General features: G+C 56.5%; 20 protein-coding genes and 1 tRNA gene. 4 read left to right on the top strand and 17 right to left on the bottom strand.

Annotated elements, in window-relative coordinates:
• On the top strand, positions 1-202 hold a 202-nt coding region (locus ABD903_RS11650), incomplete at its 5' end, for a hypothetical protein (protein ID WP_345224379.1).
• 214 nt (positions 203-416) lie between these two features.
• Here ABD903_RS11650 and ABD903_RS11645 read toward each other — a convergent pair.
• The 9 genes from ABD903_RS11645 to rpmH form a co-directional block, all read right to left on the bottom strand.
• A complete protein-coding gene (locus ABD903_RS11645; RefSeq protein ID WP_345224378.1) occupies positions 417-1,712 on the bottom strand; it encodes a serine hydrolase in 1,296 nt (431 codons plus the stop codon).
• Positions 1,713-1,759: 47 nt separating this feature from the next.
• On the bottom strand, positions 1,760-2,959 hold the full coding sequence (locus ABD903_RS11640; protein ID WP_345224376.1) for a hypothetical protein: 1,200 nt from the start codon (positions 2,957-2,959) through the stop codon (positions 1,760-1,762).
• An 88-nt stretch (positions 2,960-3,047) separates the two neighbouring features.
• The gene (locus ABD903_RS11635; RefSeq protein ID WP_345224374.1) at positions 3,048-4,403 is read right to left on the bottom strand and encodes an APC family permease; all 1,356 of its coding nucleotides are present in this window, start codon (positions 4,401-4,403) and stop codon (positions 3,048-3,050) included.
• 160 nt (positions 4,404-4,563) lie between these two features.
• On the bottom strand, positions 4,564-5,073 hold the full coding sequence (locus ABD903_RS11630) for a DUF2480 family protein (protein WP_345224372.1): 510 nt from the start codon (positions 5,071-5,073) through the stop codon (positions 4,564-4,566).
• 106 nt (positions 5,074-5,179) lie between these two features.
• On the bottom strand, positions 5,180-5,869 hold the full coding sequence (tsaB, locus tag ABD903_RS11625; protein WP_345224370.1) for a tRNA (adenosine(37)-N6)-threonylcarbamoyltransferase complex dimerization subunit type 1 TsaB: 690 nt from the start codon (positions 5,867-5,869) through the stop codon (positions 5,180-5,182).
• Positions 5,869-6,552: a hypothetical protein gene (locus tag ABD903_RS11620; protein WP_345224369.1), complete on the bottom strand. Its 684-nt coding sequence runs from the start codon at positions 6,550-6,552 to the stop codon at positions 5,869-5,871. Before ABD903_RS11620 ends, tsaB begins: the two co-directional genes overlap by 1 nt.
• 63 nt (positions 6,553-6,615) lie before the next feature.
• Positions 6,616-8,316, bottom strand: a complete 1,701-nt coding sequence (locus tag ABD903_RS11615) for a S41 family peptidase (RefSeq protein ID WP_345224367.1) — start codon at positions 8,314-8,316, stop codon at positions 6,616-6,618.
• A gap of 29 nt (positions 8,317-8,345) precedes the next feature.
• Positions 8,346-8,777: a ribonuclease P protein component gene (locus ABD903_RS11610; RefSeq protein ID WP_345224365.1), complete on the bottom strand. Its 432-nt coding sequence runs from the start codon at positions 8,775-8,777 to the stop codon at positions 8,346-8,348.
• A gap of 40 nt (positions 8,778-8,817) precedes the next feature.
• Complete coding sequence (gene rpmH, locus ABD903_RS11605) at positions 8,818-8,976, bottom strand: 50S ribosomal protein L34 (RefSeq protein ID WP_151080736.1); 159 nt, start codon at positions 8,974-8,976, stop codon at positions 8,818-8,820.
• Between the two features lie 166 nt (positions 8,977-9,142).
• On the opposite strand from rpmH, the gene ABD903_RS11600 reads away from it, so the two are divergent.
• Both ABD903_RS11600 and ABD903_RS11595 read left to right on the top strand, forming a co-directional pair.
• Positions 9,143-10,873 carry a M61 family metallopeptidase gene (locus ABD903_RS11600; protein WP_345224361.1) on the top strand — a complete coding sequence of 577 codons (1,731 nt, stop codon included), beginning with the start codon at positions 9,143-9,145 and terminating at the stop codon, positions 10,871-10,873.
• A gap of 58 nt (positions 10,874-10,931) precedes the next feature.
• Positions 10,932-11,753, top strand: coding sequence for a hypothetical protein (locus tag ABD903_RS11595; protein WP_345224360.1), 822 nt, complete (start codon positions 10,932-10,934; stop codon positions 11,751-11,753).
• A gap of 69 nt (positions 11,754-11,822) precedes the next feature.
• Here the strand turns inward: ABD903_RS11595 and ABD903_RS11590 are convergent, their stop codons facing one another.
• The 3 genes from ABD903_RS11590 to ABD903_RS11580 all read right to left on the bottom strand — a co-directional run bounded on the left by ABD903_RS11590 (position 11,823) and on the right by ABD903_RS11580 (position 13,284).
• Entirely contained in the window at positions 11,823-12,125 is a 303-nt protein-coding gene (locus ABD903_RS11590) for a hypothetical protein (RefSeq protein ID WP_345224359.1), read from the bottom strand.
• Between the two features lie 64 nt (positions 12,126-12,189).
• Positions 12,190-13,113 (bottom strand): PfkB family carbohydrate kinase, encoded by a 924-nt coding sequence (locus tag ABD903_RS11585; RefSeq protein ID WP_345224357.1) that lies wholly within the window; start codon positions 13,111-13,113, stop codon positions 12,190-12,192.
• Positions 13,114-13,210: 97 nt separating this feature from the next.
• Positions 13,211-13,284, bottom strand: a tRNA-His gene (locus ABD903_RS11580).
• Positions 13,285-13,433: 149 nt separating this feature from the next.
• On the opposite strand from ABD903_RS11580, the gene ABD903_RS11575 reads away from it, so the two are divergent.
• On the top strand, positions 13,434-14,879 hold the full coding sequence (locus ABD903_RS11575) for a DEAD/DEAH box helicase (protein WP_345224355.1): 1,446 nt from the start codon (positions 13,434-13,436) through the stop codon (positions 14,877-14,879).
• An 87-nt stretch (positions 14,880-14,966) separates the two neighbouring features.
• Here the strand turns inward: ABD903_RS11575 and ABD903_RS11570 are convergent, their stop codons facing one another.
• The 5 genes from ABD903_RS11570 to ABD903_RS11550 form a co-directional block, all read right to left on the bottom strand.
• A complete protein-coding gene (locus tag ABD903_RS11570) occupies positions 14,967-15,419 on the bottom strand; it encodes a hypothetical protein (RefSeq protein ID WP_345224354.1) in 453 nt (150 codons plus the stop codon).
• Positions 15,420-15,509: 90 nt separating this feature from the next.
• On the bottom strand, positions 15,510-16,187 hold the full coding sequence (gene upp, locus ABD903_RS11565) for a uracil phosphoribosyltransferase (protein WP_345224352.1): 678 nt from the start codon (positions 16,185-16,187) through the stop codon (positions 15,510-15,512).
• Entirely contained in the window at positions 16,163-17,110 is a 948-nt protein-coding gene (locus ABD903_RS11560) for a GNAT family N-acetyltransferase (RefSeq protein ID WP_345224351.1), read from the bottom strand. Before ABD903_RS11560 ends, upp begins: the two co-directional genes overlap by 25 nt.
• Positions 17,111-17,274: 164 nt before the next feature.
• Positions 17,275-17,823: a YceI family protein gene (locus tag ABD903_RS11555; protein ID WP_345224349.1), complete on the bottom strand. Its 549-nt coding sequence runs from the start codon at positions 17,821-17,823 to the stop codon at positions 17,275-17,277.
• A 309-nt stretch (positions 17,824-18,132) separates the two neighbouring features.
• The gene (locus ABD903_RS11550) at positions 18,133-20,304 is read right to left on the bottom strand and encodes a T9SS type A sorting domain-containing protein (protein WP_345224347.1); all 2,172 of its coding nucleotides are present in this window, start codon (positions 20,302-20,304) and stop codon (positions 18,133-18,135) included.
• Between the last annotated feature and the right edge of the window lie 207 nt (positions 20,305-20,511).

Below are 20,511 nucleotides of genomic sequence, written 5' to 3'. Positions count from 1 at the left end.
ACCCGCCGCGGAGCACCCCGCTTTGCTCCTCCTTTCCCGCCTCCGACCGAAGCGGGCTGCAAAGGTAAGAAAAGCCGGAGACTTTTTCCCAAGAACCACTACTTTTTTTAGCGGTGAATTTCTTGATGCTTTTGATGAAAGTGGGGTATTGAAGGCAGAGCCTCGAAATCCCTCGATTACCATCGGCATGGATGCGGCTTGAAGCTTTATCCAGTGTGCATGACAACAAACAACATAAACAAGTTCATTCGACCTGTTTTCCCCATCCGCGTCTCGGATTGGGAGTGCAAATGTGGCAGGTTCTATTGGCTTATGCAAGAGTACGGACGCACATAAAGCATTTGGGTGCGACTTGCATCAGTTGTCCAGCTGGTTTACTGCTAGTTAAAATTCGTTTTTTTTCTGTGTTACGTAGTTTAACGGGCTTTGAGGCGCATTTGGGCTTTCTCATAAGCGTAGAGTGTTTTACCCAGAGCAGAGAGAAAAGGCAGGCCAGTGGTCTGGTACTCGTACTTGCCATCGTTGATGGTTTCATCACTGTTCACGTACAGAACAGCGCTGAGCATGAATTCGACGCCGGTTTTAGAGTCGGAGAAGTAGGCACAGTCTGATAGGAACCCGTGTGACATGCCCACTATATTATATATGCGCAGACCTAACTGAGACTCGGCTTTTGGTTGGCGACCATAGTAGAGATACTTCTTATAGGCTGGAAAATACTGGCGGCTAGCAAGCGGCTTGAAGCCTGACTCGGCCGGCGTGGAGCCTAGATACTTTTGTAAAAAGGCGTAATCAGCAGTAGAAAGCTGAAGCGCTTTGCTTCCGGGGCTAACTTCAGGAAATAGCACGCGTTGCAAAAGGTCGTTTACGGCCTGCAGGGGAAGGTAATTGGCTGTAGTGAAATCGTAGGGCTGAAGGACGATTTTGCCGCCAACCTGATAGGCCCTTCCTTTGGTAATTCGGCCCAAAGGAGGGGCTAGTGGGTGCGGGTTGCAGGCGGCAGGTTGGGTATAAAGAAGGGTGCCGGTTGCGTTATAAAAGCTGATGGGGTTTGTACAGCGGTTAGCGGCGGTGTCGCAGGGCGCAAACCGGCGGGTTATGCGTACCCTGGGCAGACCAAGCTGCACAAGCCGACCATGGAGGTACTGCTGGCCCAGGAATTCATACAACCGGTTGTAGGCTTGATTGTCGCTCACCAGCAGCATTCGCTTTATGTAGTTACCTACGCTGGCTACGCGGTCGGAATCGGGGGGAGCGGCAAAAGGCACTGGGGTTTGGCAGCGACCTGCAGCACCAGTGACCATAATGGACGCACGGGTGAGTTGGGGCGTGTACTGACGCAATCGGTTCAACTTCTCCAGGGCAAGCACTGCCACGGGAAGCTTTACCAAGCTTGCGGGATTGAAATAGGCTCGCTCGTTAAGCCGGTGACTGTATTGGGTGAAAATCGGCCGGCGCTGGGCGTCGCGGTTTATTCGCGTGTAGATGACTTGTAGCTCATACTTATCGGGCTGGCGAACTACGCTGGCAAGTGCTGCCGTGGTGCGCAATATGCTGTCGAGAGGATTCGCAAACGTGGGCTTGATGCTTTCAACGGATGGCTTATTAAGCGCCGACGGATAAATTCTAGAAGAGGGAATCGGTTTCGAGCCACTTAGTGGGCCAATTATAGGCAACAGTATCAATACAATTTTCCGGCCCCACGCGCTCATGTTTAATACCCGTTTGTACTACTCTTCTTTTTTTATACTTGAAAAGACTACAGGACCGGCTTGTTCTGGCGAGTTGCCAACATCAGGTTGGAATCATTGACGCGCCAGTTATAGCCGGTCCCGAAAGGCAAGGGCCGAGCCCGATGAACGGAGTCCTGATAAGCAGCGGTCAGATCGGCCTGGTAATGCTTCGCAAACATGGGAATGGGTTTGCGGTAAGTACCGTAATGTATAAACCGCCAGTCAGATGGATTGAAATACTTCATGGCAATACCTGAGTCGTCCTGAAGCACGAAGCGGCTTTGTTCGAGAATCAGATTGCGCACCTGGCTGAAATACGGCTTGTGCATGAGGTAAGTGGCCGACTTAACATATGTGGTAAGCGGGCCAAGCGTACGCACATAGTTAAGAATGGCTGCTTTGGACTGACCAAGCTTCCAGTCGTTGAGGTCGGCGGAGAAGTAATACACGGACTTCTCCTGCCCTGCAGCGGCTCGTAGCTTCACTTCTACCCCAGGAATGAGCTTGGGAGAGTTAGCCAGTGAATCGACGGGTTGTAGCTCGCCTTTCAGACTAAGCTGCACGTAGCGCACGTCCGTTACTTGATGTTGCGTGCGGGCCGCAAAGAGCAGAATAAGGGGCAAAGCGCCGTCGAGCTCCATGGATTTGAGGTCGACGGCCATGCTGTTGGTACTGAAAAAGCTAAAGCTGAGTACTGACCACAACGACGTTTTGACGGCATGAAACAGCTTCGGGTTTACGAGAGAGGCCCTGCCAGGTACCGAACCAACGGGCTCCAGCCCCACCAGCACATAGGTAGAACTACCGGGGAACATGGTGGTGGCGTTCAGAAAATCGGGGCCGCTGAAGGGGTAGAATACTACCGGGCTGTTTTGCCGTACGGAATCTAGCTCCTGCCGTGCCCAGTCTTCGATTTTGGTTGTACGTGTGCTGTGGTACTTGCTCCAGTTTTGCTCAGCGTCGGCAGCAAATTTTGTCCAAGCCGGGCTGGACGTAAGCGGCCGCAGCTCCGAGGCTTGCTTTACCGGAAGGCCCGCGAGAAAAGCGGCTACATCCTGAACATCGGCGGTATCTTGAGGTGCTGGCGGTGCGACAACGGCTACGGTATCGGGCTGGGTTACGGCCGGGGCCGCAGGCTGGGTTACGGGAGCTGACTTATTTTCGGAGCAGCCACAGATAACCAGAACGGCAAGTGGTAAGAGCCACTGATGAAGCGAAAAGGGCATTGAAAACGGATGCTGGTTGCGGCAGAAAGATACGGACGAACCCTTTTCGGCCTGTGCTGCACCGGCTACTGCGGCCCTCGGCACTGAGCTACTCTGCTGAACGGCTTGCTTCCCCTATTGTCTGCCTGGACCTGATGCGCCCGACCAAAGTGAGGACCGCGTACACCAGCAAGCCTATGGCCACGGTCAGCAGCCCGAGCATGGATTCCTGAAACTTGTCGCGCAGCAAAAAAACGAGGGTCCAGCCGTTCAAAGCCAAAAACAGCAGCGGCGTAAGCGGATACCCCCAAGTTCGGTAAGGCCGTGGTAGGTTGGGCTGGCGCCAGCGCAGTACAAACAGGCCCAGTACTGTGAGAAACGTGAACAGGTTTAGCACGAAGCCCGCGTAGACCAATACCTGCTCGAACGTGGCCGTAACAATGAACAACACGGTAAGCAGCGACTGAAACAGCGTAGCGCGGACGGGCAAGCCGCTGCGGCTGCGGCGGGCCAGCCAACGCAATGCTGGGAGGTCTTCGCCCATGGTTTGGATAATGCGTGGCCCGGCGAAAATCATGGAACTGACAGTAGACACCAGCAGCAGCGCAATGACCAAGCCCATCATTTGCCCAATGCCTACCCCAAAAAGCTGATTAGCCGACAAAAACCCGATTTCCAGCTGCCCAGCCAGGGTATCGAGCGGAGTGGTGCGTAAAAAAACGTAGTTGAGCAGCACATACAACAGCGCAACCAGCGCCGTACCAATCAGCAGCGTACGCGGTAAATTGCGCTGCGGCTGTTCCACTTCGCCAGCTATGTACACGGCCGCGTTCCAGCCCGAATAAGCGTACGACACGTAAATGAGCGACACCGCAAAGGCGGGAGTCAGCAGTTGGTGCCAGTCGGACGCAGCGGGCACAAAGCCCAGTGGCTGGGGTTCAGACACCAGCCCAGCGCCGATGAACAGCAGCAGCAAGCCTACTTTTAGGGCCGTAACCACCACCTGAAAACGGCTGCCCGCTCGTTGACTGATGAGGTGGACCGCCGTAATAAGCACTACCGCCGCCAAGGATAACAGACCCGCGTGGACCTCGGGCCATACGGTGCTTACATACCGGCCCAAAGCAATAGCAGCCAAGGCTGTGGGCGCCGCAAACCCCACTGTGGCCGATACCCAACCCGACAGAAACCCCACGGCTGGGTGATAGATGCGCGACAGGTAATGGTATTCACCACCGGAGCGCGGCAATGCGGCAGCCAATTCCCCGTAACACAGGGCCCCACAAAGAGCAATAACGCCCCCAATCAGCCACAACATCAAAAGGGCGAAACCACTTCGGATGCTGAGTACCTGAAAGCCTAAGCTGGTAAACACCCCCGTACCCACCATGTTGGCCACCACAATGGCAATGCCGGTGTATAGGCCAATGCGGTAAACTGGCACAGATAGAGCAGGCTGGATCATACGGCAACTTTATACTCCAAAGATGTGCTATACGCACTAGTTCTATTGCGGACGAGGCCAGCAATACGTTAAAACGCCTCGGCGTCGCCAAAACAAGACGGTTTCCCGAAGCTCGTTTTGGCGCCACCGAGGCGTTTGAAATAGTAAGTGCGAAAATGCGCTATGCTTTCGGGCGCTTGTAGAGCGGCACGGTGCTGCATGGCTCGCCGTACATCACGCTGGCAGCCACGGGCAGCAGCTTCTGCATAATGGCCACGTAGGCATAGGTTGGAACGGGGTCCTGGCCGCAGCCTTTCACTACCACTTTGGCGTCGCGAAACTCTTCGGCATCTACGCCAGCAATGGCTTCGTGGAAAAGCTCCTGCTCCAAGGCTTCCAGGTTACCGAACACGTAGCGGTGGGCGTGACCTTGCAACTTGGAGGCCAACAGCATGTATGCCCAGGTGGGTACAATGGCATCGGCTGAGCAGACGATGGCCACGTTCTTGCCGTCGTACTGGCTCCATTCGTGGGTTTTGATGAAGTCGCGGAAGTCTTTCTCGCGCAGAATCAGCCCGTGAAAGAGGTTGTCTTTAATATCGTACACAACCCGTTCGCCGGGGTGCTTCAGGTCTTCGAGGTTGAAGCTGACCAAGGCGCTTTGCGCGACGCGGTTGATGATTTCGTCCATGGTAACGTAGGGTATTGACGGCGACCGGAGCGGCCGTTGCTGCTAAAACAACTCTGAACAGCTTTCGTTCGCGACCGGCTGCGCTTACAAAAGTAAGACGCCGGGGTTAGGCTGTTTTAGGTGTAGTGGTGTACACTTCCTTCAAGTAAAAGGGTTCGTAGTACGCCACGTCCCTAAATTCCTGCCGGAGGTACACTGCTTCGGCCAGTTGGGCTACAGCAATGGCCGAAGGGTGTACATCGGTTAGGAAAGCCGCATTGGGATGATCAGCCACCAAGGGCTGAAACTTGGCCGCACCACTGCCGAAAAACACCACGGGCCCATCGGCTAACGCAGCAGCAAAGCTGGCTGAATCCAGGACGAGCGGCGCGGGAGCTTGCAGCTCGGTACCGTCGGCGGCGTAAAGAGCGGCGTATACTTCCATGCGCCGGGCATCAAGCAGCGGCGCGAAACGGTACCGCGCCGCATTGGGCACTTGCTGTGCTACTTGGTGTGCCAGGGCCGGCAGCGTGCCAATGGCCACCAACGGAAGCTCCAGCGCGTAACACAAGCCTTTCGCGGCGGCCGCGCCAATGCGCAGTCCCGTGTAAGAACCTGGTCCATCCGCCACGGCTACGGCTGCCAGTTCCCGCAAGCTGACTCCGGCGTTGCCGAGCAGCTGGTCGATGAGCACCGTCAGGTGCGAAGAGTGAGACTTGTCGAGCCGCAGCTCGGCGGAAGCTACCAAGGCGCCGTTCTGCGTCAGGGCTACCGAGCAGACGGGCGAGGAGGTTTCAAGAGCGAGGATGAGAGGCATTAGTAGATTCTTTCGGGCTTTACCGGGTAGCCGCTGAGTTTAAGCAGACGCAAGCACACCGACTTGATAGGGTGCCGTTCACGGTTGGTTGTTACTTCTCGGTATTTGCCTTTGTAATAAACCTGTAAAGTCCAGTTCGAGCCATCAGTGTGAGCATCGGCTGGGTACTCTTTTCGCATGTTCCAGAAATCCATAGAATCTAAAGCAGCTAGTAGGGCGGGCGTTTGGTTTACCGGCAATATCTGCACCCCCTGCCGGTGTATGAACGGGTGAGGTTTACCGTAGCACTTGCCGTTTTTGCGCACTGGACAATCGTGATTGAGTCTAGATATGTCTTCTTTATAAGTTGCAAACCACTCTTCATATCTTTTCCAGGTACTCGCGGAGTCTTGTAACTCCAAGCGGTTTTCTAAACGTACGATGACGAATGGGTCAAAAGCGCGCCACCAAAAAAAGCGCAGGACAACTCGGGAAGTATCGCGCAGTTCGCGGTAATCTTCTTCGTAATTGCGCTTGTAAAAGACTTGGGCCCGCTGCTCGGGAGTCAATTTGGTGTTGAAGCGTACTGTGTCCATCCAGACCGTGCCCCTATCAACAGCTGGAGGATTTTCTCCCGTTCGGGTCTGTTCACAGGCGAACAGTAGCGCGAGTAGCCCTGCACATAACAGATGTGTGTACTTCATGATGCAACAAAAAAGCAGACTCAAAATTGAGTCTGCTTTCTGCCTTCAAAAGTAAGCTAAACCTTATTGCTTGTTGGTGCCCGCTCCTTTCATGGCGCTGGCCGACTTACCACCCGGCTTCAGCAACGAAGCGTAGCGCGGCTGGTCGTTGAGCACCTGAATGGATGCCAGAATGTTCGGGTCGTCGTCGAACGAGGCCTCAATGCCGCCCTTCTGGAAGTAGTAGCGCGATACGATTTCCTGTTCCAGCAGCTCCTTGATTTCGGGCTTGAAACGGGTCAGGTCGTTGCTCTTGTTGGTCGAAATCTTCTTTTTGATGGCCTCCAGCTCGGCCTTCACGTCGTCGTAGTGCTTCTCGTCCTTGGCTTCCTTAGAAAGGCTAGCCAAGGCTTTTTCCACCTGTGTGTTGTAATTGATGTCCTTGCCCTGCAGAAACTGCACGAATTTCTGGTAGTCGGCGTCGCTGAGCTGGAATTCGCGGGCCGGCGCAATAGAGGCGTGCTCGGCGCGGAAACGGGTGGCGTAATCGAAGATGTAATTCTTCTGAAGCAGCACGCGGGTAATGTCGGCAATGGCCCGGTCCTGCACTTCTACGTCGGGCGCTACGCCGCCACCGTCGTACACCGGCCGGCCGGCGGTGGTTTTAAAGGCGGTACGCAAGGAGTCGGGCACTTTGCCCAGCGTGCCGTCGTCGGCGCGATGGGCGTAATCTATTTCCTGAATGCAGCGGCCGCTCGGAATGTAGTATTTGGCGGTGGTAACCTTCAGCTGCGAGTTGTAGCTCAGCGGCCGCGTGGCTTGAACAAGCCCCTTGCCGAAAGTCCGCTCGCCCACAATCACGGCACGGTCGTAGTCTTGCATCACGCCCGTTACAATTTCCGAAGCCGAAGCTGAGCGGTTAGAGGTGATGATGACCAGCGGAATCTGGGTATCGAGCGGAGCATCCAAGGCCTTGTAGGTCTTGTTCCATTCGGTCACCTTACCCTTGGTGCTAACAATGTCGAGGCCCTTGTCAACGAACAGGTTCGAAATATTCACCGATTCGTTGAGCAAGCCGCCGGGGTTGTCGCGTAAATCGAACACGATTTTCTTGGCGCCCTGCTCCTTCAGCTTGGTTACGGCGTTGCGCACCTCCCGCGAAGCATCCACGGTAAAGCCCGAAAGCTGAAAATAGCCGATATCGGTGGTCAGCATACCGTAGTACGGCACGTTATCTACCTGAATCTTGTCGCGTACAATGTTAATCTCCACCGGGGCATCCTGGCCGTAGCGCGTTACCATCAGCTTCACGGTGGAGTTGGCCTGCCCCTTCAGCAGCTTGCTGATGTCGGAGTTGGTTTTCTTGTCCAGGCTAATGCCGTTGATGGACAGAATCTCGTCGCCGGGCAGCAAGCCGCCTTTTTGGGCGGGGTAGCCCTCGTAAGCGCTTTGCACCACCGTTTTGCCGCTGCGCTTCACCACCACGGCGCCAATACCACCGTACTGCCCGGTAGTCATGGTGCGGAAGTCCTCGATGTCGTCCTCCGGAATGTAGTTCGTGTACGGATCGAGCGACTTGAGCATGGCGTCGATGCCCGTTTTCACCATTTTCGAGGGCGTCACGTCATCCACGTAATACGTGTTGACTTCCTTGAAAAGCGTGGCGAAGATGTCGAGGTTCTTGGCAATTTCGAAGTACCGCTCGCTGTCGGTCGAAACCGTTTTAAACGAGAACAACAAAGCGGCGCCGGCGGCAAGGCCGAGGGTAGACTTACGAATATTCATAGGGCAGGCAGCTGTATAAAGACAGACGCTTAAGCCGTTGGGGAAGTTGCGTTTGGCGACGCGGCTCCCGGCTCGGTGGCACGTAACAAACGCTCCAGCCCTGAAATTAATTTATTCTCGACGACGGAGAAAGGCTTTTTTTCCTTTCCCGTGTAGATAATGGCCATTTGCGCCACCATGTGCCCTCCTGGAGCTTCCAGTAGCCGGTATTTGTTCAGGCGGTACGCCTCGCGCATCAGCCGTTTAAAGTAATTGCGGTCTACGGCGCGCTTAAAGTTGCGCTTGGACACGCTCACCAGCACTTGTGGCGGCTCAGTGGATGGCGCCGGCAATGGCAGCCACACAATACGCAAGGGGTATAAACCAAAAGAAGAACCCCGGCCGAAAAGCTCGTCGATGAGCTTCTTGCGGCACAAGTGTTCTTCTTTCGGAAATACGTAGGAGCGCGCGCCCGGCGTCATATCGTTCAGCTGGGGCGAAGCGGCAACGGCCGTCAGCGGATTAGCGCTTGTGACGGCCTTCGTCGGATACGGTCAGGCGCTTGCGGCCTTTCTTACGACGGGCAGCCAGGGTGCGGCGGCCGTTAGCGGTTTCCATACGCAGACGGAAGCCGTGTTTGTTACGACGCTTGCGTTGCGAAGGCTGAAACGTTCTTTTCATGACGAGGCACGGTTAAGTAAGGCCGGCAAAGGTAAGAATTAAGCCTTGCAAAGGCAAGCATCGATCTACCAACTGCTAAGAAAGTTACGCTCGGCCTGCACTTTACCGGCCCAGCCTGCGTATTTCCACTGTAGCTTTGTACTGCGTTTCGAGCCCCGTGCTGCCCATGATTCACTACTACGTTTCCTTTCAAAACCCGCTTACTTTTTACCTACAGGTGCAAATGCAGCTCGAGGTGCCTGCCGAGGCAGCTCCGCTGGAGCTGCAATTACCCGCTTGGCGCCCCGGCCGGTACGAGCTGCAAAATTTCGGGCAAAAAATTCAGCGGGTCGAGGCCTTCGACGCAACTACGAAGCAACCGTTAGCCCTGCAGAAGCTAACCAAGGACCGGTGGCAAGTACCTGCTGCGGCGGGACGCACGGTGCGGGTGCAATACAATTTCTACGCCCACCAGATGGATGCCGGCGGCTCGTGGCTCGACGAAACCCAGCTGTATCTAAACGGCATTCAGTGCTTTATGTACGCCGAGGGCCGCCGCACCGAGTCTTGCGAGCTAACGTTGACTTTGCCTGAAGGCTGGCAAATAGCCTGCGGCATGCAACGGTCGGCTCCGAACGTGCTGCAAGCGGCATCGTTCGATGAGCTGGTGGATTCGCCGCTCATTGCTTCACCCACTTTGCACCATGCTCAGTACGAAGCCGGCGGCCTGCCCTTTCATGTGTGGATGCAGGGCGACTTGCAGCCGCAGTGGGACGTGATTCTGCGCGACTTCAAAGCCTTTTCCGAGGAGCATTTGCGGCTGTTTGGCGCGTTTCCGGCGCGGGAATTTCATTTCCTGAACCAGATGCTGCCCTACAAGCACTACCACGGCGTGGAGCACCTCACTTCCACCGTTATTACGCTGGGTCCTGCGGCGCTGCTCATGACGGAGGGTTTGTACAAGGAATTCCTGGGCGTAAGCTGCCACGAGCTATTTCACTGCTGGAACATCAAGACCATTCGGCCCGCCGAAATGATGCCCTACGATTACACCCGCGAGAATTACTTCCGCACGTGTTATGTGGCCGAGGGCATTACCACTTACTACGGCGAGTACCTGTTAGCCCGCGCCGGCGTGCGCACCGCTAATCAATACTTCGACGAGCTGAACACGGTACTGCGCAAGCACTACGACGACCACGGCCGCTACAACCTCTCGGTAGCCGATGCTTCCATGGACCTCTGGCTTGATGGTTACAAGCCCGGTGTGCCCGACCGCAAGGTATCCGTGTACCACAAAGGCGCATTGGCGGCGTTGCTGCTCGATCTATACATTCGGCGCCAGCACCAGCACCAGCGCAGCCTCGACGACGTGATGCGGCGCCTGTGGCAGGAATTCGGCCAGCCCGGCATTGGCTACACCGAAGACGATTACCGCCGCGTTGTAACGGAGGTAGCTGGCACTGACATGAGCTGGTACTTCGACCAGCACATTTACGGCACCGCCGAGCTGGAAGGTCCGCTTGACGAGGCACTGGGTTTTGTGGGCTGCGCGCTCATGATTCAGCAAAACGCGTCGGCTTCGGAAGGCTTATTTGGCTTCCGTACCGTGGTGAAAAACGAGCGAACGGAGGTAACCGACATTCACCCCGATTCACCGGCCGCCCGGGCCCTCACCGTCGACGACCAAGTGGTAGCCGTGAACGGCCGCCGGGTAGACATGAACCTGCAGGTGCTGCTGGGCACCAACCAGTCCAGCTACGAGCTGACCGTGTTCCGGCAGGACCGCTTGGTAACCGTGCAGCTGCAACCCGAAAGTGCCCCCGCGTTCTGGGCCAAGCTTACCGTCGACCGCAACCCCGATGCCACAGCGGCTGAACAGGCCAGTTTCCGCCAGTGGCTCAACCAATCCTACTAACGCTCCGTTGCATCCGTATCGGCCCGCGCCTCCTTCCCGCCCTTACTCCCCTAGCGTTATGTTCCCGCTTCGTCCGCTGCCGGCTTTACTAGGCCTGTGCTTGCTGACTGCCTGCTCCTTACGGATGCAGCCGGGAGAGCGTGCCCGGCCGGGAACGGTGCCGCGCACGGCTCCGCCCCCACCGGGCACGGCGGGTGGCACCAGGCGCCCGGTGCCGCCACCTATTTACCGCCTCACCAACTTCGATACCCTTATTGTTGGCGCGCAGGTATTGCACCTCTACCCCGCCTCGCGCAGTGTGTACGAGCAGTTGCCGCTGCAGCCGTGGTTATCGAACGAAGAACCCGCCGAGGGCGAAGAGTTGGACCCCGAAGCCGAAGAGCGGCGCCACCTGCGCCAGGCAGGGCAGGCTGTAAAACGGAATGGCCATGCCCTGCACCTGCGCTGTAGCAGCGGCAAAACCGTGCGCTTGGTTAACAATCCGGCTGAAACCGACGACAACATCTTCTACCAATACGTAGCTACACTGTCCGGCATTAACAGCTGGCTGGTGGCTGTGCACCTCTATGAAGGCGGTTATTTCTTGATCATCGACCGGGCAACGGGCCGCCAAACCGTAGTTTGGAGCCCACCTTCTGTAGCGCCCGACGGCAAAATGTTTGTGTGCGGCTCCTCCGATGTGCTGGCGCGCTACGAACCCAGTGGCCTGCAGGTATGGCGCATGGAAAACGGCCGCCCCCGCCTGTTGTGGGAGCGGCAAACCGAGTGGGGCGTCAGCCAGGCGCGCTGGCTGAATAACCATACCATAGTGTTCGAGCAGGACTTTTTCCACAACGGGGATGTGGACACCCGCTTGAAGCGTCTGGCCTTGGTGAATTAGCTACGCTTACCCACACAAAAAAGCCCCGCCGGATTTCTCCGGCGGGGCTTTTTCACTGTATGCTTTAAGCTAGTCGGCTTTGCGGCCGGGACCTTTCTGGCTGTTGTCTACCGACATGGGCCGGTTGCCTTGCGGGTTGCTGCGCGGCTTGTTAAGCTGACTCGAGCGGGCTTCGTCCTTGTTACCACCCGGCGTGTTGCCCCGGGTTTCGTTGCCTTCCTCCGAAATCGGGTTGCGGCTTACGTTCTGGACCTGGGTTCCGCCGCTATTCGAGGTCGGAATCTGGCTGTTTTCCAAGTGGGTTTCCGGGTTGGAGTTCGGAATCAGCTCTTGGTTCTTGTTGTGGTTATGTTTGCTTTTGCTCTGTGACATGGTGCGGGTGCGTTTTAGGGAAAACGAATACTTCTTTTACCCCACTCGCCCCTGTCGGGTTGCCTTAGGCCAACACTTCGTCCACGCGCACCAAGTCGCCGAACTGCTTTTCGCGCTCCTGAATTTCTTCCGGCGTGAGGTTCAGCAGGCGCTCAGTACCAAATTTCTCCACGCAGAACGAGGCCATGGCCGAGCCGTGAATTACCGCGCGCTTCATGTTTTCGAAGCTGATGTCGTCGGTAGCGGCCAGGTGACCGATGAAACCACCCGCGAAGGTGTCGCCGGCACCGGTCGGGTCGAACACTTCTTCCAAGGGTAGCGCCGGGCAGAAGAAAATCTGCTTTTTGTGGAACAGCAGGGCGCCATGCTCCCCCTTCTTGATGATGAGGAACTTTGGTCCCAGCGCCAGAATCTTGCGGGCGGCCTTCACCAACGAGTACTCGCCGCTAAGCTGGCGGGCTTCTTCGTCGTTAATGCTGAGCACGTCCACCATCTGAATGGTTTGCAGCAGCTCATCCAAGGCAATGTCCATCCAGAAGTTCATCGTGTCCATCACAATGAGCTTGGGGCGGTTCACGAGGCGCTGAATAACGAGACGTTGAATCTGGGGCGTCAGGTTGCCCAGCATCAAGTACTTGCAGTCCTGGTACGCGTCGGGAATAATGGGGTCGAAATCGGCCAGCACGTTCAGCTCCGTCACCAGGGTCTCGCGCGAGTTCAGGTCGGTGTTGTACTTGCCCGACCAGAAGAACGACTTTTCGCCCTGCTTGATTTGCAGGCCTTCGGTATCCACGCCGTGTTCCTGCAGCGTCATAATGTCGCTCTGCGGAAAGTCGTCGCCCACCACGGCAACCAGCTTAATGGGCTTCGTGGAGTACGAAGCGGCCAGGGAAACGAAGGTGGCAGCACCGCCGATGATTTTATCGGTTTTGCCGAACGGCGTTTCGATGGCATCGAAGGCCACGGAACCAATGACGAGCAAGCTCATAGACGCGGAAAAGAAGTGTCGTGAAAAAGAATTTGTGCTGGGTAAACCCGGCCAAACATAAAAAAGTCCCCGGAGCTGGGCTTCGGGGACTTGAGTGGGTAAGTAATGGGGCTCGAACCCACGACCTTCGGAATCACAATCCGACGCTCTAACCAGCTGAGCTATACCTACCGTGTTGGTTTGGATGGGCAAAAGTAGGCTATGCTGGGGTTTAAGCCAAGAAAACGGTCAACTTTTTTCGCACATTCCCTCCGCCTCAGCCCATTTGCCCCCTCCGATTCTGGTTCGCGTACCTTTGCAGCCAGCAGCTCTGCTATCCTATGACTGAACTTCCCGATCAACCCACGCCCGAATCGTCCGCTTCTTTGTCGTTCGACGATTTTAAGCTCAACAAGCAGTTGCTCACGGCCGTAGCCGAAGCCGGCTTTACCACGCCCACGCCCGTGCAGCAGCAAACCATTCCGCTGCTGCTCGCCGGCCACGACGTGCTGGGCATTGCCCAAACCGGCACGGGCAAAACCGCTGCCTTTGGCTTGCCGCTGCTCATGAAGGTGAAATACGCGCAAGGCATAAACCCACGGGCCTTAGTAATGGCACCCACCCGGGAGCTGGCCATGCAGCTGGAGGCCCACCTGCAAAAGCTGGCCGTTAATACCGATTTGCGCATTTATGCCATCTACGGCGGACTGGGGCCGAAAACGCAGATCGAAACCATTGCCAAGGGCGTTGATATTCTGATTGCCACCCCGGGCCGCCTCATGGAGCTGTACCTGAAGGGCCATTTGGTGCTGAAGGAACTGAAGACGCTGGTGCTCGACGAGGCCGACAAAATGATGGACATGGGCTTCATGCCCCAGATTCGTCGGCTGCTGGAGGTGATTCCGCGCAAGCGCCAGAACGTACTGTTCTCGGCCACCATGCCCGAAAAGGTGACTACACTGAGCGAGGAATTCCTGGAGTTTCCGGTGCGAGTAGAGGTAACGCCGCCGGCCCAGCCCGCGCAAACGGTAACGCAGGTGATGTACCGTGTGCCCAACCTCGTTACCAAAATCAACCTGCTCGGCTACCTATTCCGCGACCAGGAAACGTTTCACCGCGTCATGATTTTCTGCCGCACCAAGGAGCACGCCGAAAACGTAGCGCACTTCCTGGGCCGTAAAGTAACCGGCGAGGTACGGGCCATTCACGGCAACAAAGGCCAAAACGTGCGCATAAACAGCATGGAGGCGTTTAAGGCCGGGGAACTGCGCTTCCTGGTAGCTACCGATGTAGCCGCTCGCGGCATCGACGTGCCTCAGGTGAGCCACGTCATCAACTTCGACGTGCCGCTGGTGTACGACGACTATGTGCACCGCATTGGGCGCACGGGACGGGCCCAGCACACCGGCGCGGCCATTACGTTCGTGAACGAGGCCGAAGTACACCATGTGGGCCGCATTGAGGAGTTGATCAAGCAGCAAATTCCCGAGCTACCTATTCCGCCCGACGTTAAAATTGCCGAAACGCTTTTCGACGAGCAGCAAGCCATTGCCAAGGAGCTGGACGATCAACGCCGCCGCCTCGACCCCGATTTCAAGGGCGCATTCCACGACAAGCAGGAGTGGCTGAAGGCCGGTGAAACCATTGATAAGCGCACTGGCAAAACCTACGAAGGCCCGCTGAAAAGCAAGAAAGGCGGTAAAGCCAATCCATCGAAACGCACTTCTTCGAAGCCTTCCGTGAAAGCCGCCAAGGCCGCCCGGGCTAAAAACAGCCGCCGCAAGTAAAAGGCGCTTAACCGCACCCCACGAAAAAGGCCCCGTCAGTGTAGTAACTGGCGGGGCCTTTTTCGTGGGGTGCTTTTTATTCAGCTGTTAGCGCCGAAAAATGGGCAGGTCGCTAAACTTGATGGTTAGGAAGGTAAAGGTGGCTCCCCACAGCAAGGCGCTCCAAAACATGTGAATCAGGATTTGCTGCCGCCGTACGCCCAGCATAGTGGCAATAACGGTACCGCCGATGGGCGTGAGCAGAATGGGCGTGAGGAACGCAATGCCACTGATGCCAAAACGCTTGAAAACGCGCACAATAGCGCGCGAACGGCGCGAGAAAACCGGTTTGTGCCGCAACCGCCGCCGGCGCTGTAAATGTGCTGCCAAGCGCCGCCCCAACCCCGACACCACCGCCACACTGGTCATCATGCCCGCTACCGTTAGCGCCATGGTTTGCGCAAACGACATGCCCGCCGCAGCTCCCGTTACCGGGCCGCCGATGAACTTGAACATGCTCAGCAGGAAGACAGTAGCGTATTTAAGGACGTAGGTCATCATGGGTAAACCAACAGCAACACGTTCTGCAACGCAGGTACAGGCTTTGAATACCCGACCTCAACCGTTTGGGTTCCTTATCAAATGGTTAAATCAGAGTTTGCTGCCGTACGACAGGTCCCCGGCGTCGCCCAGGCCGGGCACAATGTAGGCGTGCTCGTTGAGGTGGTCGTCGAGGGCGGCCAGCCAGAGCTGGGCTTCGGGCACCTCCTGCATTACGTGCTGCACGCCTTCGGGTGAAGCAATAACGGCGGCAATGTGCACTTGCCGCGGCTGCCCGAAGCGCAGCATGGCGCGGTAGGTTAGGGCCAGGGACTTGCCGGTGGCCAGCATAGGGTCGGCCAGAATTAGCACGCGCCCATCCAGGTTCGGGGCCGAGAGGTAATCCACCTGTACCTCTACTCGCGAGGTGGCCTCGATGCGGTAAGCCGCTACAAAGGCGCTCGGCGACTGGTCGAAGTAGTTCAGAAAGCCTTGATGAAAAGGCAAGCCGGCGCGCAACACCGTGGCTAGCACCGGGAAGTCGCCCAGCAACTGCCCCGTCGATTCGGCCAGCGGGGTTTGCACCGTTTTCTCGGTGTACTCCAACTGCGAACTGATGCGATAAGCCATGATTTCGCCCAAACGCTGGAGGTTGCGGCGGAAACGCAGCGAGTCGCGCTGCACGCTTACGTCGCGCAGCTCAGCGAGGAAGTGGTTGGCAATGCTGGGCTCGGCGCACACGATGTGCACGCGGTCGTTGGTGGTCAGCGCTTCCAGGTCAGGTACCACGGGCGGGTCGTTTGGGTGAGGATGTAATACGGTACGGGCCGCGCCCCGAAGTTGGCAAAAAACCGCGCAATGCTGGGCATCATTCCCCCTTCAAAGTCAAGCACCAGCCCGGGGGTACCGGCGTTACGGCGGATGGCTTCGTCGAGCAACAGCAGCGGGGCAGCGGCTTTTTTGCCGGCAGGCGTGGCGGCGGCAAACAGGTAAATCAGGCGGCTGCGGTACCGGATGAACAAGGCGCCGGCCAGTAATTCCTGGGAATTAGCGGCGTAAGCGTGCAATATCAGCGGTTGCTGATTCTCCCACAGCCGGGGCACAAGCTGCCGCAAGCGTTGGTAATACGCGGGCTTCATTCCACCTACTTCCGCGCCTTTCTCTTGCTGAAACAGGTGAATGAGCGGCGATATGCTATTGGCCTCGGCTATCGTTAGGGCATTACGCTCGTTTAGCTGGCGCAGTCGGCGGCGGTAATCGGCGCAATAGCCGTCCCGAATGGCTTCGTGGGTAGCATCAAGGGGTAAATGGTAGGTAACCTGCTCAGCCAACTGCCAGCCTTTGGGCAGAAAGGCAGGCGCGGGGTTGCTGTCGTTCAACTGTAGGTGCAGACGGGCAAAGCGGCCCTCCAGCAAGGCTAAGTACTCTCCTACTTCCCGGTGGTGGCTGCCGGCAGTAGTGAGCAAGCCCAATTGCTGCGTAAACGGTGGCTGCAGGGCTTCACGGCCCCATAGGCGTGGCTGCGTGGGCACCGGGAATAAGCTAAGGTAGCGTCCATCATCCTCCACTTCTACTACCGCACCGAGGTTGCCAGCGTTGATGTTACGCAGCCAAACGGAATGGGCGTACGGCACTACCTGCTCGGCCGTATCGACGCATTCATCCCATGCATGAGGGTCGAAGTCAGTATGGCGGAGGTAGCGGAGCGGCACGACCCAAAGGTAGGGCCAGAGGTGCGTGGCGTCCCAACACTTTTTGCAGCACCGTCAGGCTGTTTGGACATGCAGTTGCAGCCTCAGGTCGGCCATTGTAAAACAGCAGCGCCACGGCTATACAAGCCGTGGCGCCATATAAACCCAAGTACAGCGTGGGGTACTTACGCAGCTACTTTCTCTTTTACTTTGGCGAACTGTACGCTGGCTAGCAGCTTTACGTCATCGCCCACCACAATGGCACCGGCTTCGGTTACGGCGCTCCAGGTAAGGTTGAAGTCTTTGCGGCTGATTTTGCCGCTCACTTCAAAACCGGCCTTTTCGTTGCCGTAAAAATCGGTGGCTGCGCCGCCGTATTCCACATCGAAGCTCACGGGGCGGGTTACGTCCTTAATGGTGAGGTTGCCTTCAAGGGTGTAGGTATCACCGCCGGTTTTGCGCAGCCCCGTCGACTCGAAGGTGAGTTGCGGGTAAGTCTGCGCGTCAAAGAAATCAGGCGACTTTAGGTGCTGGTCGCGCTGCTCTTGGTTGGTATCGATGCTGTTGATGTCGGCCGAGAAGCGCACCTGCGCGCTTTCGAAATCGTGGCCAGTGGTTTCGGCCGTGCCGGCAAACGTTTTAAACGAGCCCGTTACGGTGGAAATAACTAAGTGCTTAATCTTAAACTGGATTTCGGAGTGGGTTGGGTCGAGCACCCATTTGGTAGTGGCCATGGCGGTTGAAACGTTTGGTTGAAGAGAGTTTTTCAGTGAAAACAGCGGCCGGGGTTTAAAGACTTCGCTTGCTGTAACCCCAACCAACTAAACAAATGTATGTACAATAAATGTACATACATAGTTTTTGATGAAATTATTTTTTGCCTACTCTTTTCCCTAATATTTTGCCTTTGCTACCTGCTCTCAACCAGCCTGGTGAATGCGTTGCTTCGGGTCTACATAAGTCGCTACCATAAGCCGTAAAAACACCAAGGCCAGCACCCAATGGGTGCTGGCCTTGGTGTTTCAACCAATGAGTGGGGTGTACTATTCGTGGATCATCTTCAGCACCTGCTTGTGCTTGCCCTGCTGCACGGTTAGGTAGTAAACGCCCGTTTTCAGCGAAGCGGCTTGCGGAAGTGCCAGCTCCTGCGTGCCAGCGGCCACTTTAGCCGTCGTAGCAAGTACTGTTTGGCCCAGCACATTATGCACGGTAAGGTTTACCTCTCCTGCCTCGAAGGATTCAAAGCGTACGCTCACTTTTTCTGAGTAGGGGTTCGGGAAAACATTACCGGTGAAGGCTTGAGACACCGCCGGAACCTGCACTGCCCGTACCGGCGAAAGAGTTGACTGCCCGTCTTCGTCTACCTGCCGCAAGCGGTAGTACACGTTGCGAACTGACACCTGCGTCAGGCTCAGGTCGGTGAACTGGTAGCTGGTGCGGGTGGTGGTAGTGCCGGCACCGGCACGCTGGCCAACACGCTCGAACGAAGCTCCGTCCAGGCTGCGCTGCACTTCAAAGTAGGCGTTATTCTTCTCCGACGCCGTGGACCAAGTCAGCACCGGGTTACGTTCGCCCCAAGCAGCCACGAAGCTGATGAGCTCCACCGGCAGCGGCCGTGTAACGGTTACGGTTACTTGCTGGCTGTTGGTGCAACCGAGGCTGTTGGTGCCGGTTACGGTGTACGTGGTGGTCACCTCGGGGCTAGCCGTAACCGTGGAGCCCGTGGTGGCGCTGAGGCCCGTAGCCGGCGACCAGGTGTAGCTGTCGGCGCCGCTGGCGGTGAGAACGGAAGAGCTGCCTCGGGCCATGGTGGTAGAGGACGGAGTGACCGATACCGTAGGACTGGCGTTTACGCCTACCGAAACATCCCGGGTATTCGAGCCACAGGAAGTGGTGGTGATAACGCGGTAGGTGGTGGCGGTGGTCGGCGAGGCCGCGTAGGCTGCATCGGTGGAAAGCACCGTGCCCAGATCTGACGTGCGGTACCAACGGTAGGTTGCGCCGGTAATGTTCGAGCTTGCCGTGAGGGTAGTAGAGCTACCCGCACACACCGTGGCCGAGGCAGGCGTTACGCCGAAGGTGGCAGCAGGCACAACCGTAACGGCAACCTGGCTGGTAGTGGTACCGCAGTCGGTGGTAGCCGTTACGGTATAGGTAGTGTTGGCGGTAGGGCTGGCTACTACCGAGGCTCCGGTTGTAGCGCTCAGGCCAGTGCTGGGCGACCAGCTAAACGTAGCGCCAGGGTTGTTCGAGGCAGCCGTTAGCGTAGTGGATCCGCCGGTGCAGATAACAGGAGCGTTTGGCGACACGGCCACGGTAGGCGCGGCTACCGTTACGGTTACCCGACGGGTAAGAGCACCGCAATCCGACGAGCTGGCGTTAACCTGGTACGTGGTGGTGGCGGTAGGCGAAACCGGTAGCGTGGGTCCCGAACCGATCGGCGTATTAAGATCGGCGGCGTTAAACCACTGGTAAGTGGCACCGGCACCGCTATAGCTAGCTGTAAGTGTAGTGGTTTGGCCGGCGCAAATGGCAGGAGCAGCAGGCGAAATAGTTAGGGCGTTAACCGGTACCGTGAGCTGCTGGGAGCTGCTGCCGCAGCTGGTGGGGGCCGTAACAGTGTACGATGTAGTAGCAGCGGGCGATACAGTCAAGGTGCCCGTGTTGGTAACGGTGGCCATGCCGGGTGCCGACCACGTGTACTGGCCGTTGCTGGAACCGGTAGCCGTTAAAGTAGCCTGCCCACCTACGCAAATGCCGGCTGCCGCCAGGTTAGACGTCAGCGAGAGAGTGGGGGTAACCGTTAGGTACACGTAGTTCACCGAACTGCAGTTGGCATCGGCATCCGCTTTCAAGCGGAAGGTGGTTGCATTGGTGAAGGATACCGCTTGGCTTTGCGTGGTATTTCTGGGAATCAGCGTTGGGATGCTCAAATCCTCTACTACGTCCAAAGCAGAATTGGTCGCATGCTTGGTTATTACCCTCGACCAAGTGAAAATACCGTTGGAAGTAGAGCTGCCGGTAAACACGTACTGCGCGTTGGCCGATGGGCAAACAGAGGCGCTGAAACCGTTCTGGCCGTTGTTAACCGTGTTCGACGTCAGTACCCCGTTCTCGTAGTAGGTAATGGTTATCTGGTTGGAGCATTGCCCAAAGCTGATCATGGGAACCAGCAACAAAACCATGAAACTCAGGAAAGTGTAAAGTCTCTGCATGTGAAGTTTTGTTTTCAGTGTGAGTAGGCGCAATTTATTTCAATATGCAAATCTAAAGCTTAAAATCAAATTTCAATCAACTGCTTTATTTTCAGTAGCTTATTAAAAGAATTCATGGCAAAGTACAAAATATTGTCAACGGAAAAATCATATATTATTTATTAGAAAAAGACAACAGACAAATATGCATATACCTAGAAAACACGA

Source organism: Hymenobacter koreensis, from assembly GCF_039541855.1.
GTDB lineage: Bacteria > Bacteroidota > Bacteroidia > Cytophagales > Hymenobacteraceae > Solirubrum > Solirubrum koreensis.
The sequence above is the reverse complement of the archived record's forward strand: the minus strand, read 5'-3'. Positions and strand labels throughout refer to the sequence as shown.

Excerpts from the sequence above, each read along its gene's own strand:
- ABD903_RS11635 (WP_345224374.1), bottom strand. The coding sequence starts at position 4,403 with ATGATCCAGCCTGCTCTATCTGTGCCAGTTTACCGCATTGGCCTATAC.
- ABD903_RS11610 (WP_345224365.1), bottom strand. The coding sequence starts at position 8,777 with ATGACGCCGGGCGCGCGCTCCTACGTATTTCCGAAAGAAGAACACTTG.
- ABD903_RS11590 (WP_345224359.1), bottom strand. The coding sequence starts at position 12,125 with ATGTCACAGAGCAAAAGCAAACATAACCACAACAAGAACCAAGAGCTG.
- ABD903_RS11600 (WP_345224361.1), top strand. The coding sequence starts at position 9,143 with ATGATTCACTACTACGTTTCCTTTCAAAACCCGCTTACTTTTTACCTA.
- rpmH (WP_151080736.1), bottom strand. The coding sequence starts at position 8,976 with ATGAAAAGAACGTTTCAGCCTTCGCAACGCAAGCGTCGTAACAAACAC.
- ABD903_RS11620 (WP_345224369.1), bottom strand. The coding sequence starts at position 6,552 with ATGAAGTACACACATCTGTTATGTGCAGGGCTACTCGCGCTACTGTTC.
- ABD903_RS11615 (WP_345224367.1), bottom strand. The coding sequence starts at position 8,316 with ATGAATATTCGTAAGTCTACCCTCGGCCTTGCCGCCGGCGCCGCTTTG.
- ABD903_RS11595 (WP_345224360.1), top strand. The coding sequence starts at position 10,932 with ATGTTCCCGCTTCGTCCGCTGCCGGCTTTACTAGGCCTGTGCTTGCTG.
- ABD903_RS11585 (WP_345224357.1), bottom strand. The coding sequence starts at position 13,113 with ATGAGCTTGCTCGTCATTGGTTCCGTGGCCTTCGATGCCATCGAAACG.
- tsaB (WP_345224370.1), bottom strand. The coding sequence starts at position 5,869 with ATGCCTCTCATCCTCGCTCTTGAAACCTCCTCGCCCGTCTGCTCGGTA.
- ABD903_RS11645 (WP_345224378.1), bottom strand. The coding sequence starts at position 1,712 with ATGAGCGCGTGGGGCCGGAAAATTGTATTGATACTGTTGCCTATAATT.
- ABD903_RS11550 (WP_345224347.1), bottom strand. The coding sequence starts at position 20,304 with ATGCAGAGACTTTACACTTTCCTGAGTTTCATGGTTTTGTTGCTGGTT.
- ABD903_RS11630 (WP_345224372.1), bottom strand. The coding sequence starts at position 5,073 with ATGGACGAAATCATCAACCGCGTCGCGCAAAGCGCCTTGGTCAGCTTC.
- ABD903_RS11570 (WP_345224354.1), bottom strand. The coding sequence starts at position 15,419 with ATGATGACCTACGTCCTTAAATACGCTACTGTCTTCCTGCTGAGCATG.
- ABD903_RS11575 (WP_345224355.1), top strand. The coding sequence starts at position 13,434 with ATGACTGAACTTCCCGATCAACCCACGCCCGAATCGTCCGCTTCTTTG.
- ABD903_RS11640 (WP_345224376.1), bottom strand. The coding sequence starts at position 2,959 with ATGCCCTTTTCGCTTCATCAGTGGCTCTTACCACTTGCCGTTCTGGTT.
- ABD903_RS11555 (WP_345224349.1), bottom strand. The coding sequence starts at position 17,823 with ATGGCCACTACCAAATGGGTGCTCGACCCAACCCACTCCGAAATCCAG.